Raw genomic sequence first — 16,848 nt, forward strand, 5'->3', positions numbered from 1 at the left:
CGTTCCTCTTCTCTTTTTGCTTGATGCTTTTTCTTTATAAATCGAGTTCACTAAATCGCACAGCTAATGCACTCTTCTACAGTCAAATGCTTCGTACGCGTATAGTAGAGTGACTTCAGACCTTTTTTCGCTGCGTAAATGTAATAGCGAGCCAGTTCTCTGGTTGAAATATTGCTGTTCACATGCAGCACAGTCGAAATTCCTTGGTCGATGTGCTCTTGAATTTCGGCAATCAAATCAATCACTTTGAATTGATCGATCACATACGCCGATTTGTAGTAAAAATAGTTTTCCTGCGACAAGTACGGCATCGGGTAATACGTCGTAGAGTTGGCATACGTTCTCGTTTCGATATGCTCAACGATTGGCATCACGCTAGAAGTCGCATTCTGAATGTAGGAAATGCTCTGTGTCGGTGCAATCGCCAAACGGTACGCATGGTAAACGCCATGCTTTTGCACCTTTTGCTGTAGTTCCGCCCAATCCTCTGGCGCCGGAATGTGCATCCCTTCGAAGAGAAGCTTTGCTTTTTCCGTCCGCGGGCTGTAATCGTTCGTCAAGTACTTGTTAAAATAAGTGCCTTTTGCATATTCCGATTGTTCAAAGCCCAAGAAGGTCAAGCCTGTTTCCTTGGCAATTTCCATGCTTTTTTCCAAGGAGTAGAAGTTCATCATCATGAAAAATGTACGAGCGAAATCCTTGGCTTCTTCACTTTCGTAAGCGATTCTGTTCTTTGCCAGATAACCGTTCAGGTTCATCGCACCGAGCCCTACTGAGTGCAGCTCACTGTTTGCCTTTTGAACGCCTGGAGCGTTTTCTACACGCGTCATGTCACTCACAGCTGTAATGGCTTCGATTCCTTCGTGGACGGATTCACGGATCATTTTGCGTTCCATCACGTTGACGATATTGAGCGATGCCAGATTGCAGCTAATATCGCGCCGGATGATATCCATCTCGCCGTAATTGGTGATCGTCGAAGTCTCCTGCAGCTGGAAGATTTCCGTGCACAGGTTGGACATTTTCACCGAACCGAGATCTTTCAGTGCATGATTGTTGTTCGCATTCGTTTTGTTCATGATGTAAGGATAGCCCGATTCCATTTGAATCATTGCGATTTTGGTCAACATCTCGCGTGCGCTCATCACGGTCTTTTTCTTGATGCGATCGTTTGCCAAGAGCTCCTCGTACATGTCATCGAGGTCCATGTCATCCAGATGCACGCCGTATTCTTTGTACACGGAGTAAGGAGCAAACACATTCAATGGCTTGTTTTCTTCAGCCAGCTTGTAGAACACGTTTGGTACGATCAGGCCGATGGACAACGTTTTGATGCGTGCTTTTTCATCCGCATTGATCTTTTTGCAATCGAGAAACTCGTTGATATCCCAGCCGAAGATGTTGTAGTACGCTGCACCTGATCCTTTGCGTTGCCCCATTTGATCCGCGTAGGAAAACGCATCTTCCAACAGCTTGAGAACTGGCATGACACCTTTTGCTGCGCCCTCGACACCTTTGATCGGCTCTCCTCGTCCGCGGAGCTTGGACAGGTTCACAGCTACACCGCCGCCAATTTTAGATAGCTGCATACAAGTTCCCAAAATAAAGTTGATGGAGTTCAGTGAATCATCCATTTCGAGCAAGAAGCAGGAGACCATTTCTCCACGGCGGCTTTTGCCTGCGTTCAGGAAGGTTGGTGTCGCTGGTTGCAGGCGTTGATCCATCATGGATACTGTTAAACGCTTGGCGAGCTCAAAGTCACCTTGTCCAAGGGACAGTGCCACAACGGCCACCCGGTCTGGATACTGCTCTAGGTACATCGATTTATCGTTCGTTTTCAAGGCGTAATCTTTATAAAATTTGGAGATAGCCATATACGAAGCAAATTGAAAATCAGCGTCATAGGCCAAACGGTAAACTTCATCGACTTGCTCCACAGTGTATGTTTCATAGACGTTTTCATAAAAGTCATTCTCGATCAAATAGTCCATGCGTTCTTTGACACTGCCAAAAGTCATCGTATTGGACTGCACTTCTTCCATGAAGACCGCAACCGCTTCCCGATCCTTTTCCAGTTGATAAAATCCGTCGTTGCCACGCTGCATCAGTTCGTTGTTCAATTCAATATGCCGCAATTGCTGCCACCCCACTCGTAAATTGTTCCACGTCACGGCCGGTACCGGACAGTTCAAATTTAGATATCACCGGAACGCCATATTGGCTCGCGATCGTATCCGCGCTTTTGGCAAAGCTGGTTCCCCAGTTGCGGTTACCGCTGGCGGATACTCCGCGCAGATGGACATGATTTCGCTTCAGGAACGTCGCCACCTTCTCTGGCACTTGTCCGAAGCCCGTCGTGTATGTTATCAAAATGAATGGCTCGTCCAACACCATATCTTGATTAATTTCCACATGTGGCAAATTAATTTTGTTGACGAATCGTCGGACGTTTCCTGTTTTTGAATCATAAGCGATTAGCATGTCCCTCATCCTATCCCCTGCTATTTTTACTCTGTATGTATGTTATTTAGCCAAAGTAAAAGCGCATCCGACGTTTACATGCCGAATGCGCGTGATGACTTCCATCTAGCAATTCGCTAATACGAATTGCGCGCTCGAACACTTCCCTATCTCCCGTAGGTTAAACAGTGCAAGCGGTTAGGCAGGTCTCCTGGCTCTGGATCATCGCTCCATTTTCACCTTCCCGATCCTTCATGATCAGTGGCATTCTTGCGCAAATGGAACTCTCTCATTACAGTGGCGGGACCGCGTCGGATTCTCACCGACTTCCCTATTAAGTCTACCAAATCTGGCTGGTAAACACCTTACCGCATCAATATGTAGTTGGTAAAACTTACTTTACCTCAATATATCGTAGGAGTCAAGCTCAGTATGCGCTCTTTTCGAAAACTAACTATTCTCCTTTTTCGGCTATTGCCAATCTCTGGTTCTCGTTCATATAATAGATTTTGTGTGCGTTGGTTAGCCTTGGATAGATTGGAGAGTAGCCCTCATGAAAAGCACCGACTATCAACCTGTTGTCATTCCTCGTTCTTACAGTAAAATCATGACTTATCAAGAGCGTGACTATCACATTTTCGTAAGTATACCTGCCGATCCCCCTCCGGAATCAGGCTTTCCCGTCATATATATGCTAGATGGCAACTCTGTTTTTGCAACCATGACCGAAGCGATACGGATACAATCACGTGGCCCTGAACGAACTGGCGTGTATCCGGCTATCGTCGTCGGGATTGGGTATCCAACGGACGGTCCGTTCCATCCTGCCCGTTTCTTTGATTACACGTATGAAATTCCCGCCTCAGAGCTTCCTAGGAACCCAGAAGGAGCAGACTGGCCTCAGATGGGGGGAGCGGAACAGTTCCTCACCTTTTTGGAGGAGGAGCTCAAGCCGAGTATCGAAAACGACTTCCCCATCGATCGGACGCAACAAGCGATTTTTGGACATTCGTTAGGCGGCTTGTTTGTCTTGCATGTACTTTTGTCGAGGCCACACGCTTTTCAGCGTTATATCGCTGGCAGTCCTTCGATCCACTGGAATGAGAGCGTACTGCTTGCGAAGGAGAGTCGATTACCCAGCCTGCTGACAGATGACCTCGACGTCCATGCGCTCCTCACCATCGGGGAGTTAGAAAAAGATGGGCGATTCTTGGTCAAAGAAAGATCTCTGGCGATGATCGAACGATTATCCTCCATAGGCAAAGGTCAGATCAAGGCTTCCTTTAAAGAATTTGCTAACGAAAATCATTCGTCCGTCTTGCCGGTCTTAATTAGCCAAGGACTCAAATTCGCTACGAAAAAAACTGCCCGCTAAAAACGGGCAGTTTTTGTTTATCATGATTCGCTTACTGTAGAGATAACACTTTGGTGATTTGGGGCAGCTCTTCGATGGCAGATACAATCGTCGGTGTAATCTCTTCATCCGTCACAGAGATAAGCAGGGCATTCTTCCCTTTTTGCTCGCGCGATACATTCAACTTGGAAACATTGATTTGATGTTCGGCCAGTTTTCGTGAGACATCATAAATCACGCCTGGATAATCGATATGGCGAACCAACAATCCATGAGCCCCTGGAGGTATACGACACGCGCAGTAATTGATTTCACTGATGTACACTTCTCTCCAATCTTGCGCGATGGTGTACTTGTTCGCTCCTACCCGCAACACCGCCAAATGATTCGCATATTCGCCGGAGCTGTGTTGGACAGGAACCTTCGTCCCGAGTCCTTCCACTAAATGCGTTGCGATTTCCGCTTTATTTTCATGAGCAAGAATACTTAATTGAGCACCCGCTAACTCTGGCTCGAGTCTTTGAATCAGTTCAGCTAGTTCACGCAGTCCAGCATATTGGGTCATGTGTTGCCTTCACTCTCCCAGTCAGGTTTATCCTTGTTTTTACGGCAGAATCCAAGCTTCCGGCTCTTTCTTGATGGAGGATTCGTTATCAGCACGATACCAAGCCGTCAACGTTTGTCCCTCTTTCGTATAGTAGATTCGGTAGATGGTATTGCCTTTTCCGCTATTGGTAAAAGGACTTTCCTCCTTCGGAACCGCTGTCACTCCACCCGCGACTACAACCCCGCCGTTCTCCTTGATGACGTTTTGAATCGTCGCCATATGCTCTTTACCCATGGAGGCCATCCCGAAATAAGAGATGATCGCCAAGAGAACCGCTCCCGCCAAAAACGAAACGATAATCACTTTTGATTTTTTCGTAGCATCCACCGAGTGCTTCCCCCGTCTATCTTAGTTCTCTTTATCGACTAAGCGTACCTTGTCAATCGTACCGCCACCCAAGCACACTTCCCCATCGTAGAAGACGACAGCCTGACCAGGTGTCACTGCTTTTTGCGGCTGATCAAATACAACTTCTACTGTCCCATCCTCCAGCAGGTGAACAGTTACTCCCTGATCCGGCTGGCGATAACGGAATTTCGCTGTACAAGTAAACGTTTCGGAAGGCTTCTTATCACTCACCCAGCTAACGTTGGTTGCCAAGAGACTCTTCGAGTACAGACGAATATGATCAGAGCCTTCACCTACGATCAGGGCATTCCGCTCCAGATCTTTGTCTACAACAAACCAAGGCTGTCCGCTAGTGCCATGACCTCCGCCTATTCCTAGGCCTTGTCGTTGACCCAATGTATAGTACATCAGTCCTTCGTGCGTGCCGATGATTGCTCCATCTACAGTCTCGATGTTTCCTGGTTTGGCAGGCAAATAATTTTGCAGGAACTCGCGGAAGTTGCGCTCTCCAATAAAGCAGATCCCTGTACTGTCCTTCTTTTTCGCTGTATAGAGTCCTGCTTTCTCTGCGATCTCCCTTACCTGAGGTTTCGGGAGATGACCAATCGGGAACATTGTTTTGGAAAGCTGTTCTTGGCCCAATACATTCAAGAAGTAAGTCTGATCCTTGTTGTTGTCAACGCCACGAATCAGCTTGTACTCGCCGTCGACGTGCTTGACCTGCGCGTAATGACCGGTGGCAATATAATCCGCCCCCAGATCCATGACCTTGGCAAGAAGCTCGCCGAACTTGATTTCACGGTTGCACATGACATCCGGATTCGGTGTACGGCCTCGTTTATATTCATCCAAAAAATACTGGAATACCTTGTCCATGTATTCTTTTTCAAAGTTTACCGTGTAATATGGAATGCCGATCTGTTCACAGACGCGCCGGACATCCTGGAAGTCTTCTTCCGCCGTGCAGTGGCCGAATTCATCGGTATCATCCCAGTTTTTCATGAAGATGCCGATGACGTCATATCCCTGTTGCTTAAGCAGGTAAGCCGTCACGGAGGAGTCGACTCCGCCGGACATACCGACAACGACGCGTGTATCTTCTGGTCGCTTCATAAGTCTTTCTCCTCTTATTCAATTTGTACCATTACAGATTACCATGTTTCGCTAAACAAATCATGTTTTGTTGCACTTTTGCCCGATAGAATAAAAAAACGCCTGACGCTTAGTTGGCGCCAGACGTTTGGTAGCAAGGTTATGCCTGCGAAGATTCATCCTTGATTTCCGCGCGATATCCGTCGATGCTTTCTTCACGACGCTGATTTTTCGCTTCGAGGCTTGTTCTTTCCTCCTCGGAAATCTCGCCAGCATTAGACGCCAGGTAAGCTTCGGACTCACGAATGTTCTCTTCCGTATTAGAAATCATGTTTTGCAGCTTTTCTGCGTTGTCAGAACGGTCATCCGGCTTCGCCATAATCGATACGCCTCCTACAAAGGGTTATGTTCAACACCTTTACCATTGTGCGCCAATCATGGTTTCTTTATGTACCCGTGCTATAATAGAAGAAACGGATTAAACGAAAAAGAGGGTTTCACCTATGGCTTCCTTAGATTTGTTGGAAAGAAAGCTGCTTCGGATCATCTCTGATACAGATCCCGTCCGCCTGAAACGACAATGGGTGAAGGGGCAAAAGGTACCTGTATCCGAGGTGGAACAGCGCATGCGAATCGATCTTCTCTTGCGCAGACTTGACAAGCTACCTGAGGCCAAGCGTCAAGAAGTACTTGCGCTACTCAAATGGTTTAACTGGTAGAAGATTAGCGGATGGACGTTCCCAGACGCCACTGGCCGTCTATCCGATTCAATTGCTTCCTATCCACAATCGCATCTTGATTCAGCGGTCCGTATATGTGCGGATACAGCAATCCATCCTTCGCTGCCTCGTATTTGACTTCCGAAGTCGTTTTGGTTTCATCGACAACGAGTACATACAACTCCTCGTCAAACTGTGCGTAGACGCGGTTTGCTACCTTTTCAAGTAGCTCGTCCCCTTTTGTCGCGTGAATAAAGCCCTCCTGCTCGTAATCGCGCGGTAAGTAGTGATCCTTATCCATCCACTTTTCCCAATATGCTTTTGGTACCATGCAATAAATGATAGAGTCTTGCATGTTTCTCCTCCAAAGTTGATTATTTTTTTGGCATTGCTTTGTTCATGTGACGCATAGCTTTATCATAGAACATCTGGTCCATCTGTCCTTGATCATATCGCCATTGAATGAAGTTACGCAGAGAGTGCAAATCCACCCAAGCATCCTTCGCTTGCGGATTGCGGTCAGGTACGTCTCCTGTTATTTCACCCTCGTAGACAAGCTTCGCCATCTCGGTTGGGTGCATGCCGATCTGATAAGCGATTTGGTGTAAAGCGATTTTCATGGAACCTCCCCTTGCTTTCGCATGGATACATCTTATCTTCCGTCTATTGTGCCAGTCTTTTCGAATGATGCCAAGCCCCTAACACTACTCCCAAAGGATGTACCTTCCTCCCTTGCGTTTTGTTACAATGAACAGAGCATTACAAGGAAGGGGCGGTATCCCAACATGTTAAAACAACGAGATCAACCACAAAAGAGATGGTTCCAGCGAAAACGCATCTGGATTCCCCTTCTTTTCATCGCATTCCTGTTTCTGGGTAACAACTCTTATCTTGCAAAAGAGCCAGAAGGCGAGCCTTTTTTACTTGCTCACCGCGGGATGGCACAAACCTTTCATATGGAGAACATCACCAATGAAACTTGTACGGCAGAACGGATTTATCCACCGGAGCACCCGTACCTGGAAAATACAATTCCTTCTATGAAAGCGGCTTTTGATGCAGGCGCAGACGTCGTCGAGCTCGATGTGCAATGGACCAAAGACAATCGCTTCGCCGTGTTTCATGACTGGACGCTCGACTGTCGGACAAATGGTACCGGTGTCACGAGGGATTATACCTTAACCGAATTACAACAGCTCGACATTGGCTACAATTACACAGCGGATGAAGGGAAAACCTTTCCCTTCCGCGGAAAAGGGATTGGCATGATGCCCTCTCTAGATGATGTGCTACAAACATTCCCTGATCGCTCCCTGCTTATCCATATCAAAAGCAATGACCCACTCGAGGGGAAAGCGTTGGCGGATGTATTGGCAGCATTACCTACTGAACGATTGAGACAGCTCTCTGTTTATGGCGGTGACAAGCCAATCGAGATATTGAAACAACAACTGCCAGAATTGCGTGTGATGTCTATGGCGACAATGAAAAGCTGCCTAATCCCATACATAGCAACAGGTTGGTCCGGGTATGTGCCCGATGCCTGTTCACAGACTCAACTACATATTCCTGATCAGATTGCCCCATGGCTCTGGGGTTGGCCGAATCGTTTCATGGCAAGAATGGAAGCAAAAGACACCCGGGTGATTCTAGTCGCAGGTAGTGGAGATGTGTCGCAAGGCTTTGATGTTCCGACTGATTTAAAACGAGTGCCTGTGAGCTTTACAGGGGGCATATGGACGAACCGGATAGATCTGATCGGTCCAGCCTTTCATGAAAACGTTGAAAAATAATGAAACGATTCCCCAACATATTCGTATATACTTATACGGAATAGACTTCCAACCTAACTAGGAGTGATTGATATGCTCAAGAAGCTTTTGAAAAATTTACTCGGTAATCACTCATCTTCGCAAAAGTACCGGAAATACAGCAGCAGCGATTACAAGCATCGCAGAAAATACAGCTCGAGCAATCGGTACGGACATTCCCATCACGGCAGCTCTCATTATAAAAGAAAGCGCTCCAGCCGTAGCTTCTTCAGCAGTTAAACAACCGTTTAACAAATGATCAGACAACAAAACTCCGCTAAATGCTAGCGGAGTTTTTTCATTTAACGAGACATGATTTCTACGAAACGAGCTAGTGGTAATGCATGTACGGTTCTGTTTTTCTGGCCTTGCATCGTTTCCGCCATCAACATGGAGTTCAGGATCGCTTCCTTGACTGCTTCGATCGCTGCTTCAAACAGTGTCCTCCTCGCCAATCGCGCCGAGCTGTGCCATCGCGAGTGACGCTCGCTTGGAAATGCGTTTGCATTGTGTCGGCAAGAGAGGCGCGTCTGTCGCAATCGTGACTAAGAAAGAAACATCATTTTCAGGTGTTACCCACGGCAAAGGAACTTCATTTTCGGAGATCATCTGGACCACAGGAATGCCATTCACTTTCAAATCCTGTCTTCTGCCAAAATTCGTCTGCACCAATGCCCCGACAGTAAAAGTGCCACATTCAGTCTCGACGATGCGTGAGGAGGTTCCGATTCCGCCCTTGAATTCGAAGCAGATCATCCCGGTACCTCCGCCCACATTCTCTGGCTCGTTTTCTCGTCATGTTACTCTCCTGTCATTTTTGAATCTTCCCATAATAATGGTGTTGTAGTAATTGCCATCGGAAAGAACTTTGTCGCCTCTGAGTACCCCTTCGATTTCAAAACCAAACCGTTTGTACAGCTCAATGGCTTTCGCATTCGTTTCCATCACATTCAACGTCATTTTGGTAATGAGGTTGGCGTCTGCCCAGGCAACTGATTCTTGCAAGAGATTCTTCCCCATGCCATAACCCCAGAACTCTTGTAAGACGCATACACCAAACTCTACTTTGTGGCTAAATCTATTTAAGTAAACACCTGCACATCTGGAAAACCCGACAATCCGATCCTCTACAACAGCAACTAAAAACAAGTTTCTTGGACTTTCTGCATCCGTATTGATGATGTGTTCGAATCCTTGCACATCGATGAAAGCCTCTCCTCTTTCTCTGTCCAAATTTTCAGTCTCCCCATCGATTTGCAATCGCAGTTCCGACAACTGTTGTGCATCTGAATTCATTGCAGAGCGAATCGTGTAGGATAACCCGTTCACAGAAAGTAGTTGTTGGCTGATAATCATCATTTTTCTCCTATTGGTAAAATTTTGGTCTTTTATTCTATCATAGGTAGAAGTCTTTGTGAATCTTCTCTCTTCATACTAGAAAAAGAGGAAACCAAATTGTTTACATAATATTTATTATGTTCATTTATGCGCCTGACTGTGGATATGCTACAATAAGGGAAAGGAGCGTGCTCGCATGAATTTTTCCAAATCATTTTATTATACGGTCGACCATTCCAAGGTAGAGGAATATAAGAAGATGCTCGATCTAATGAAAATCCCCTACATCGTGGAAGCACCGATCGTTTTGCTGAATCAAGGAGCGAATGAATACTCCTTCGTTTTTCCTAACATGTCAGGTCGTCTTTATGGAATGGTGAGTAAGTTATTTCAATCCGATGGGAAGCCCTATCCGAAGAATGAAACATAGGCAAAAAAAAGGACCCCATGATCGGGTCAAAATAGGAAGTGGAGAGAATGCATGCTATGTAACATATTCTAACATGAATAGAACGAATGTCAACTTAACTTTTGAATTTTCTGAGTTTTTATGTTAGGTTTCATTACATATAGGTTTACGTTTTTGTGTAGATAAAAAGAAACCCTGCATGAATTGAATTTCATGTAAGGTTTCTACATGCACAGCTATACATGTACATTGATAATTTTCTCCATCTCGATCCATTGAGTACTCGTTTGGTTTGCTAATTGAACACGCCTTGCCTTCGGGTCTACCCATTTGACCACACCCCACATGCTGCACGTATTCCCCCTCTCCCCCTCTCCCCCTCAAAGGACACACACCAGCTCACATTCAATGAATAATTTTCTCTTCCTGAATCTCGCAGCATGTACATAAATGCCTTTCTTTCTTTGTCTGTTACTTCAAGATCGCTGTTAGCCACGCTTTCCACCCGCCTCATCATGTGTGAGAAATTGTATTTCCATTATAGTAATTACGAACATAAGTTCGCAACCCTTTTTTCAATTCCTCATGAACAGTGAGAGAAAACGGTAGGTACTTGCAAGGTGTCCCCAAATGAACAGCGCTCTTTGGTGAAAATCTGTATGAAAAAAGCCGTTTTCCAAAAAATCAATTGGACAACGGCTCTTGCTTTTATCTTGATAGTTCCTGCTGTTGATGCTGCGGTCTTTTCTCGACCAGCTCCAAAAACTTTCCGAAAGTAGAAGCGAGTATTTGCTGAAACAGCATACCGAGAACAACGGGAAGAGCAACAGGTGCAGGAAAGTACGTGATCGCCATAACTGCCCCTGCACTAATGTTTCGCATTCCACTGTTGAAAGTTAACGTGACGATCACATCACGCTCCCATCCGAACAGCCTTGCGATCCCCCAACCCATCAAATAACCCAAAATAGCTACTACCAGCACGAGGACTGCCATCCCCACCAGTTTGGCATCCATCATATGAAAGTAAGACGAGACCATCGAGCTGTTGATCGCGACGACAACACCCATTCCCATCTTAGAAAATGGCGCTAATTTTGGTGCCAGCGTTTTTTTGACGTTTCCTTTTGATAAATGATTGAGCAGCATACCGACAAGAGATGGCAACACGATCATATAAAATAAACCCTTCATCAGATCAGCCAATTCCATCTCAACTGTTGTCCCTAAAAACAAGGACATCCCCAACGGAACAATCAATGGGGAGAGCATCGTATCCAACAAAATAATAGAGAGCGTCAGTGCGATGTTCCCGAAATAAATTGATGACCACAAAAAGCTCGTGATCCCTGTAGGAATTAAAGCAGCCAACAAAAAGCCCGTGATGACATGGATATCATCTGGATAAAACAACCTTGCCATTGACCAAGCAATAAGAGGCATAAGTGCATGAAGAATGAACAAATTGACGATTAAAGGGAGCGGTCTGGTCAGTACCTTTGCAAATTCTTTAAATCCTGAACCCAGACTGCCGGCAAATGTCATGAAGGCAAACACCCAGGGAGACAAAAAAGCAAATGGTTGTAAATGTGTCCCGGCTATTACACCAATGGCAACACTGCTCGGCGTTAGTATGGGCATGATTTTCTCAAGCAATCGATTCAGTCTGGCTAACCCGTTCATCTGATACACCTCAAGTCTCGTCCTTTGATGCTATTGATGTGAGGTATGTTATCATGAACAGATTATTGTTACAAGACCAAAGTTCATTAGTAGATTACATGCAAATCATTTATTCGCAATTTCACCTTGCATACTTTCGTGTATGGGAGTAAAGCCTATGACGGAAAGGAGGTATTTTATGAACGGAATGGATTGGGTAGAATTTATCCGAAAAACCGAAGATAAGATGTATCACCTCCATCGAGCGATAGATGGAATCTGTAATGATCCCGACTATAAGGAATCCGTTACGACCTTGACGGAAGTGGTAAGAGATTATCAAGTACTTGTGGAAAAAGCCAAGGGTGAATTACGCGGCATCGACCTCCACCGAGATAGAGATAGAGATAGAGAGCGAGAGCGCCCGCATTATTACGATCATGATCACCACTAGCCTATATAGACTCCCAGCCAGGGAGTTCTTCTTCGTTAGGTAATCACAGAATATTCATTTCACCTAGATCATTCTGTCAAAACAGACAGCAAGAACCTCACTCTACCCATGTAGTATGTGAGGTTTTTGAAAATAGGCTAGCCTTTCATTTTCTTTTCCAATTCTCTTAAGGATTTCTTCTTCTGGCATGCCGCTTTTACATCGGTTGGCCACGGTTCGTCACTTAGTCTTTGCAAATCTTTTATCAATCGCTTATCAGCTGTCACATGAATATTGGCATCTGGAAAGGACTCTTTTAGTTTCTTTCCGACTTCTTTTTGAATCGATTCCAGCTTGAACCGATTAAAATTCGTTACTTGAATAGCCACATCGAGCTCTTTATCGATTTGCACAACCACCATCTTGTCTATGCCCTTTACGTTAGCTGTAATCGATCTCGCTCGCTCTTCCCATTGATAATGTCTGACGGGAACAGGCATGCACAACGGCTCCGCTTGTGTTTTTTGCTTTGTTTCTGTACCAGATTGCTTCGTACACCCCGTTACGGTCAAAGCAAAAGCCAGCGTCAGCACCACGAAAGTTGCCCGCACACAAAACACCTCCTGACCAAAATCACCTGTTACTAGCTTGACCTGGAACGGAGGAAGTATGTAAAAAAAAAAGCGGTGACTCCTCTGCATAATTTGAGTCACCGCGGACCCCAAGAACATTGCAAGTCCTATGTACAAGGATATAAAAAATCGCATCGAAACGCGATAGGAGATAACTGGGTATAGCATGGAACAAAAAAAATCCCAACCAGCAAAAGTGGTTGGGGGCGTACGGGGTAGTACGCGTATGTCATACGTGAATGATATAAGCATATAGGACTTCGTTTCTGTTGACAACAAACAACAATAGGTACATTTACCTATAGGTGGAATAAAAAAATTGCGCCGACTTTGACTGCATCATTTAGTCGGACGCGTTGAATAGAATCCCCAAGGTTGGATTATACTAGCTAGCTTGGATTACTTTTCTATTATCGTGAAAATTGTTCATCCTCGCTATGCGAAAATAATGGTAATAGGTGAAAATCTTACCTTCTCGTTTGCGCAAAGTGCAAAAAAGACCAGCCAGAAGTTACTAATCGTGTTATGATATCCCTGTAAATTCTTGAGGAGATGAGAGCATGAATAGAGAGCAATGGACCGCGGTCGATCACTATTTTACGGATAAACTACTGGAAGCCGATTCCGTTCTAGACACAGTTCTTCAAGAGAACGCCGCTGCAGGCCTTCCAGCTATTGATGTAGCACCCAATCAAGGTAAGTTTCTTCATCTATTAGCACGGATTCAAGGCGCTCGTTCGATCTTGGAAATTGGCACTCTTGGTGGATACAGTACCATCTGGCTAGCCCGCGCACTCCCTGCTGACGGTCGTCTCATTACTCTCGAATATGATCCGAAGCATGCAGAAGTTGCACAATCGAACATTACCCGCGCAGGACTGGACCAGATCGTAGAAGTGAAGGTCGGACTTGCCCTTGATTCTCTCATCCAACTTCACAAAGAAAATCAGGGTCCTTTTGATTTGATTTTTATCGATGCAGATAAAAAAGGTAACCCCGACTATTTCCAATGGGCATTGAAGCTCTCTCGCAAAGGTACTGTGATTATCACGGATAATGTTGTACGAAGTGGTCAAGTCGTGGATGAAACAAGCACGGACCCCAATATTGTCGGTGTACGTCAATTCACCGATATGGTAGCGCAAGAACAAGGTGTCAGTGGAACTGTTGTACAGACAGTTGGTAGCAAGGGCTATGATGGCTTTGCGATCATGCTTGTCACCGGGGAGAACTAGTCTTTTTCACTTTCAAAGGTTGTAACGAGTAGGAGTGTGTACATCTTGTTTAGGCTTGGTTTACCTAGCTTTATGCTCATCGCTAATCTCATTTTGGTTCTCGCGGTACTATCGTTGATTATCAAAGTGTTGGTGAAGAGAGAATAGCTGATGTTTTTTGGAGGTGCTTTTCCTTGGAGCCATTGCGTGATCGGTCCCTTGATTTACGTGAAGTAACAGAGGCAGATCTCCCGATATTTTTCGCTCAGCAATTGGACAAATCTGCTAATGAGATGGCGGCCTTTACTGTCAAGGACCCTGAAGATAGAGACGGATTCACCGCTCATTGGACAAGGATTTTGAACAATGATTCGATTGTGAAAAAAGCGATTGTCTTGAATGGGCAGATTGTCGGTAATGTTTTGTGCTTTGAACTGTTTGGCTTGCCTACGATTGGATACTGGATTGACAAAAGCTGTTGGGGCAAAGGAATTGCGACAAATGCACTCACTCTCTTTTTAGAGGAACTCCGAACACGTCCTGTATATGCGCGTGTCGCCCATGACAACATCGCATCCATTCGCGTGTTAGAAAAAAACGGTTTTCAGCCTTTCGGTGTCGATCGGGCATTTTCGGAAGCACGAGGCGAAGAAGTGGAAGAACTCATTTTGATCAAACACACGTAAGGTCAGAAGCGCTTACCATGAGCGCTTCTCCTTTTTTATGCAGCAATCATTTCTAAATCGAAAGGGACATTCTACATGCAAGTAACGGTATCTTCCATGCACTTAGAAACAGAACGCCTCATCATCCGTCCTTACGCAGAGGATGATTTGATGGAATCTTTCGAACTCATGCAAAACCCAGAATTTTTTACCTACTTGCTCATGGACGTAATGCCTCTGGAAAACTACAAGCGCTTATTTCGCTGGCTACGAAGCAGTTATGAAACCCCTTTTGATAAGCCTTTTAAATATTCTGTGGCCATACGCGAAAAGACTACTGGCAGGTTCATTGGCTGGTGTGGTGTTGGCGTTCTCGATTTTCTGGCTCCGGAAAAAGAGCTCTATTATTTAATCGGACGGGATTATTGGGGGAACGGCTACGCTTTTGAAGCTGCCTCCGCTCTTACTACGTACGCATTTGATGTAATAGGATTGGATCGATTGTATGCAAAAGCACACCCAGACAATAAAGCATCGTTGCGCATCATTGAGAAACTCGGCTTCTCGTTTGAACGCGTCTTAGATGGTCTGAATGGGGACGATGAGGACTGCAGTATGACAGCCCCTTCACTCCCCATTTTGAACATGTAAGATTCGGTCACAGAGCGACATAGTAGCTACATTGTCGCGTCCGCTCGACTGCGGAGTTACTCCCTCTCTTTCCAGTCTACTTGTGGACCTAATTGGCAGGTAGATTATGCCATAAGCAGTTTTCCAACGATCAACACGCCCTTCTCTCGAAAGCATTCGTCAAAATCTTCCTACATGTGTTATAATAAGAGTACAGTATTCTCTTCTTACCGAATTTTTGAATAACCAACACAATTGAATGCGTAGTTCTTAAGATGATCTCCTGAATCAACGAGGATCATCTTTTTTGTTCTTTCTAGCAAACATCACATGACGAAAGGTTGTAGATGATATGAAAGCATTGCCTTGCCAAGGCTGTAAAGGATTGTGCTGTGGTCCTGTTCCCATAACAGAGAAGGAATATAAAATGATAAACAAGAAATTGAAAGCGCTTCCAAAAAAGCTCCATGACGATCTGAAAAATCAACCGAGAATGTTTGGAACTTGTATCTTCTACGACATGCAAAAAGATCAGTGTGGCATCCATAGCGCTCGACCGGAAGTGTGTCGCGCTTTTGGGTATTACAAAGAGCTTGTCTGTTTTCGCAAACCGGAATTGGCAACAAAAGAAGCCCTGACCTTCAAGGAGAAACAGATTGGGTATTTGAGTATTGATTTTACTTGGCAGCATTTTTAAAGAGACGGGGCTCGGAGAAATGAAGCAAATTATGGATCTCAACTGAATAAGGTAGTGTATTAGAAGGAGGCTAATTATGCTGAGGAAGAGTACAAATGCAGGTAGAAGGTCTGCCGTATTGACTGGGGTATTATTAATAGTCGGGTTGGTTACAGGCATATTTAGTGTTGTTCCGGTTATAGATGGAGCAAACTACCTTGTCGAGGCTTCTACAAATGAAAACCAGGTACGAATAGGTGCGTTTTTTCAGTTGTTAATGATTGTTGCCTATGTTGGTATACCTATTTTGTTGTATCCGATTTTAAGTAAGCATCATAAAAGTTTAGCTCTTGGCTCTGTTGCTTTTGGGATCATTGCGGGTGTGTTCATCATTATTGGTGTAATCATTCTTCTGTTGCTATTGACAGTAAGCCACGAATTCGCAAAAGCTGGAACTTTACATGTATCGTATTTTCAGACCCTAGGTGGCTTGTTACGGGAAGGACGTGATTTGGTAAACCATGTAGCAACAACACTGGCATTTGTTTTGGCTATGTTCTTGTTTACCTGCATATTTTACCAAACAAGATTAGTTCCACTTTGGTTGTCAGTTTGGGGTCTTATTGGTTCAACATTGTCCATTTTGGCAAGCTTATTCTTTATGATTCGCTTCATCGGTCTGGATACAACCTACATGACATTGAACATTCCGATAGCCTTTCAACAATTGGTTTTGGCTATATGGTTACTCATGAAAGGATTCAACCCAACGGAACAGGATTGAGAAAGGGATGTCTC

Annotated in this window: 24 protein-coding genes and 1 riboswitch; of the genes, 11 read left to right on the forward strand and 13 right to left on the reverse strand. The window is 45.0% G+C overall.

Annotated features, from left to right (window positions below; translation table 11 throughout):
* Nucleotides 1-50 precede the first annotated feature (50 nt).
* Both nrdE and nrdI read right to left on the reverse strand, forming a co-directional pair.
* Nucleotides 51-2,135, reverse strand: coding sequence for a class 1b ribonucleoside-diphosphate reductase subunit alpha (nrdE, locus tag ACQ5DJ_RS07340; protein ID WP_429841866.1), 2,085 nt, complete (start codon nucleotides 2,133-2,135; stop codon nucleotides 51-53).
* The gene (nrdI, locus tag ACQ5DJ_RS07345) at nucleotides 2,122-2,481 is read right to left on the reverse strand and encodes a class Ib ribonucleoside-diphosphate reductase assembly flavoprotein NrdI (RefSeq protein WP_064199255.1); all 360 of its coding nucleotides are present in this window, start codon (nucleotides 2,479-2,481) and stop codon (nucleotides 2,122-2,124) included. The genes nrdE and nrdI overlap by 14 nt, the downstream gene beginning before the upstream one ends.
* Before the next feature lie 163 nt (nucleotides 2,482-2,644).
* Nucleotides 2,645-2,843, reverse strand: a riboswitch (cobalamin riboswitch).
* A gap of 170 nt (nucleotides 2,844-3,013) precedes the next feature.
* Between nrdI and ACQ5DJ_RS07350 the strand changes: the two genes are divergently transcribed.
* A complete protein-coding gene (locus tag ACQ5DJ_RS07350) occupies nucleotides 3,014-3,835 on the forward strand; it encodes an alpha/beta hydrolase (protein ID WP_429841867.1) in 822 nt (273 codons plus the stop codon).
* Nucleotides 3,836-3,866: 31 nt separating this feature from the next.
* On the opposite strand, the gene ACQ5DJ_RS07355 is transcribed toward ACQ5DJ_RS07350, so the two are convergent.
* The 4 genes from ACQ5DJ_RS07355 to tlp all read right to left on the reverse strand — a co-directional run bounded on the left by ACQ5DJ_RS07355 (nucleotide 3,867) and on the right by tlp (nucleotide 6,240).
* Nucleotides 3,867-4,379, reverse strand: coding sequence for an ACT domain-containing protein (locus tag ACQ5DJ_RS07355; RefSeq protein ID WP_429841868.1), 513 nt, complete (start codon nucleotides 4,377-4,379; stop codon nucleotides 3,867-3,869).
* A gap of 39 nt (nucleotides 4,380-4,418) precedes the next feature.
* Nucleotides 4,419-4,748 (reverse strand): hypothetical protein, encoded by a 330-nt coding sequence (locus tag ACQ5DJ_RS07360; protein WP_429841869.1) that lies wholly within the window; start codon nucleotides 4,746-4,748, stop codon nucleotides 4,419-4,421.
* 21 nt (nucleotides 4,749-4,769) lie between these two features.
* Nucleotides 4,770-5,882, reverse strand: coding sequence for a tRNA 2-thiouridine(34) synthase MnmA (gene mnmA, locus ACQ5DJ_RS07365; protein WP_429841870.1), 1,113 nt, complete (start codon nucleotides 5,880-5,882; stop codon nucleotides 4,770-4,772).
* Between the two features lie 139 nt (nucleotides 5,883-6,021).
* Nucleotides 6,022-6,240 (reverse strand): small acid-soluble spore protein Tlp, encoded by a 219-nt coding sequence (gene tlp, locus ACQ5DJ_RS07370; RefSeq protein ID WP_429841871.1) that lies wholly within the window; start codon nucleotides 6,238-6,240, stop codon nucleotides 6,022-6,024.
* Nucleotides 6,241-6,364: 124 nt separating this feature from the next.
* On the opposite strand from tlp, the gene ACQ5DJ_RS07375 reads away from it, so the two are divergent.
* Nucleotides 6,365-6,580 carry a hypothetical protein gene (locus ACQ5DJ_RS07375; protein ID WP_069844841.1) on the forward strand — a complete coding sequence of 72 codons (216 nt, stop codon included), beginning with the start codon at nucleotides 6,365-6,367 and terminating at the stop codon, nucleotides 6,578-6,580.
* Nucleotides 6,581-6,584: 4 nt separating this feature from the next.
* Here ACQ5DJ_RS07375 and ACQ5DJ_RS07380 read toward each other — a convergent pair whose 3' ends face one another.
* Nucleotides 6,585-6,935, reverse strand: a complete 351-nt coding sequence (locus ACQ5DJ_RS07380; RefSeq protein WP_429841872.1) for a DUF952 domain-containing protein — start codon at nucleotides 6,933-6,935, stop codon at nucleotides 6,585-6,587.
* 19 nt (nucleotides 6,936-6,954) lie between these two features.
* Entirely contained in the window at nucleotides 6,955-7,200 is a 246-nt protein-coding gene (locus ACQ5DJ_RS07385; RefSeq protein ID WP_429841873.1) for a hypothetical protein, read from the reverse strand.
* A 165-nt stretch (nucleotides 7,201-7,365) separates the two neighbouring features.
* Here ACQ5DJ_RS07385 and ACQ5DJ_RS07390 point away from each other — a divergent pair, with 165 nt between their 5' ends.
* Complete coding sequence (locus ACQ5DJ_RS07390) at nucleotides 7,366-8,373, forward strand: glycerophosphodiester phosphodiesterase family protein (RefSeq protein WP_429841874.1); 1,008 nt, start codon at nucleotides 7,366-7,368, stop codon at nucleotides 8,371-8,373.
* Between the two features lie 72 nt (nucleotides 8,374-8,445).
* Nucleotides 8,446-8,631: a hypothetical protein gene (locus tag ACQ5DJ_RS07395; RefSeq protein WP_429841875.1), complete on the forward strand. Its 186-nt coding sequence runs from the start codon at nucleotides 8,446-8,448 to the stop codon at nucleotides 8,629-8,631.
* Nucleotides 8,632-8,693: 62 nt separating this feature from the next.
* On the opposite strand, the gene ACQ5DJ_RS07400 is transcribed toward ACQ5DJ_RS07395, so the two are convergent.
* Genes ACQ5DJ_RS07400 through ACQ5DJ_RS07410 form a run of 3 tightly spaced genes read right to left on the reverse strand, consistent with a single transcriptional unit; the run spans nucleotide 8,694 to nucleotide 9,747 of the window.
* Nucleotides 8,694-8,930 carry a P1 family peptidase gene (locus ACQ5DJ_RS07400; RefSeq protein WP_429841876.1) on the reverse strand — a complete coding sequence of 79 codons (237 nt, stop codon included), beginning with the start codon at nucleotides 8,928-8,930 and terminating at the stop codon, nucleotides 8,694-8,696.
* Nucleotides 8,824-9,147, reverse strand: coding sequence for a P1 family peptidase (locus ACQ5DJ_RS07405; RefSeq protein ID WP_429841877.1), 324 nt, complete (start codon nucleotides 9,145-9,147; stop codon nucleotides 8,824-8,826). The genes ACQ5DJ_RS07400 and ACQ5DJ_RS07405 overlap by 107 nt, the downstream gene beginning before the upstream one ends.
* Nucleotides 9,148-9,186: 39 nt before the next feature.
* Nucleotides 9,187-9,747: an N-acetyltransferase family protein gene (locus ACQ5DJ_RS07410; RefSeq protein WP_429842012.1), complete on the reverse strand. Its 561-nt coding sequence runs from the start codon at nucleotides 9,745-9,747 to the stop codon at nucleotides 9,187-9,189.
* A gap of 178 nt (nucleotides 9,748-9,925) precedes the next feature.
* Between ACQ5DJ_RS07410 and ACQ5DJ_RS07415 the strand changes: the two genes are divergently transcribed.
* The gene (locus tag ACQ5DJ_RS07415; RefSeq protein ID WP_429841878.1) at nucleotides 9,926-10,159 is read left to right on the forward strand and encodes a hypothetical protein; all 234 of its coding nucleotides are present in this window, start codon (nucleotides 9,926-9,928) and stop codon (nucleotides 10,157-10,159) included.
* A 687-nt stretch (nucleotides 10,160-10,846) separates the two neighbouring features.
* On the opposite strand, the gene ACQ5DJ_RS07420 is transcribed toward ACQ5DJ_RS07415, so the two are convergent.
* Nucleotides 10,847-11,821, reverse strand: a complete 975-nt coding sequence (locus ACQ5DJ_RS07420) for a bile acid:sodium symporter family protein (protein ID WP_429841879.1) — start codon at nucleotides 11,819-11,821, stop codon at nucleotides 10,847-10,849.
* A gap of 178 nt (nucleotides 11,822-11,999) precedes the next feature.
* Between ACQ5DJ_RS07420 and ACQ5DJ_RS07425 the strand changes: the two genes are divergently transcribed.
* Nucleotides 12,000-12,254 carry a hypothetical protein gene (locus tag ACQ5DJ_RS07425; RefSeq protein WP_429841880.1) on the forward strand — a complete coding sequence of 85 codons (255 nt, stop codon included), beginning with the start codon at nucleotides 12,000-12,002 and terminating at the stop codon, nucleotides 12,252-12,254.
* Between the two features lie 137 nt (nucleotides 12,255-12,391).
* Here ACQ5DJ_RS07425 and ACQ5DJ_RS07430 read toward each other — a convergent pair whose 3' ends face one another.
* Nucleotides 12,392-12,844: a YhcN/YlaJ family sporulation lipoprotein gene (locus ACQ5DJ_RS07430; protein ID WP_429841881.1), complete on the reverse strand. Its 453-nt coding sequence runs from the start codon at nucleotides 12,842-12,844 to the stop codon at nucleotides 12,392-12,394.
* Nucleotides 12,845-13,425: 581 nt separating this feature from the next.
* Between ACQ5DJ_RS07430 and ACQ5DJ_RS07435 the strand changes: the two genes are divergently transcribed.
* From ACQ5DJ_RS07435 to ACQ5DJ_RS07455, 5 genes are all read left to right on the forward strand, one after another.
* Entirely contained in the window at nucleotides 13,426-14,100 is a 675-nt protein-coding gene (locus ACQ5DJ_RS07435; RefSeq protein ID WP_429841882.1) for an O-methyltransferase, read from the forward strand.
* A gap of 173 nt (nucleotides 14,101-14,273) precedes the next feature.
* On the forward strand, nucleotides 14,274-14,765 hold the full coding sequence (locus ACQ5DJ_RS07440; protein WP_429841883.1) for a GNAT family N-acetyltransferase: 492 nt from the start codon (nucleotides 14,274-14,276) through the stop codon (nucleotides 14,763-14,765).
* A gap of 75 nt (nucleotides 14,766-14,840) precedes the next feature.
* On the forward strand, nucleotides 14,841-15,395 hold the full coding sequence (locus tag ACQ5DJ_RS07445) for a GNAT family N-acetyltransferase (protein WP_429841884.1): 555 nt from the start codon (nucleotides 14,841-14,843) through the stop codon (nucleotides 15,393-15,395).
* A gap of 331 nt (nucleotides 15,396-15,726) precedes the next feature.
* Nucleotides 15,727-16,071 carry a YkgJ family cysteine cluster protein gene (locus tag ACQ5DJ_RS07450; RefSeq protein WP_429841885.1) on the forward strand — a complete coding sequence of 115 codons (345 nt, stop codon included), beginning with the start codon at nucleotides 15,727-15,729 and terminating at the stop codon, nucleotides 16,069-16,071.
* A 76-nt stretch (nucleotides 16,072-16,147) separates the two neighbouring features.
* Nucleotides 16,148-16,834, forward strand: coding sequence for a DUF4386 domain-containing protein (locus ACQ5DJ_RS07455; RefSeq protein WP_429841886.1), 687 nt, complete (start codon nucleotides 16,148-16,150; stop codon nucleotides 16,832-16,834).
* Nucleotides 16,835-16,848: the final 14 nt, after the last annotated feature.

It is taken from the genome of Brevibacillus sp. FIR094 (genome assembly GCF_050477165.1).
Classification (GTDB): domain Bacteria; phylum Bacillota; class Bacilli; order Brevibacillales; family Brevibacillaceae; genus Brevibacillus.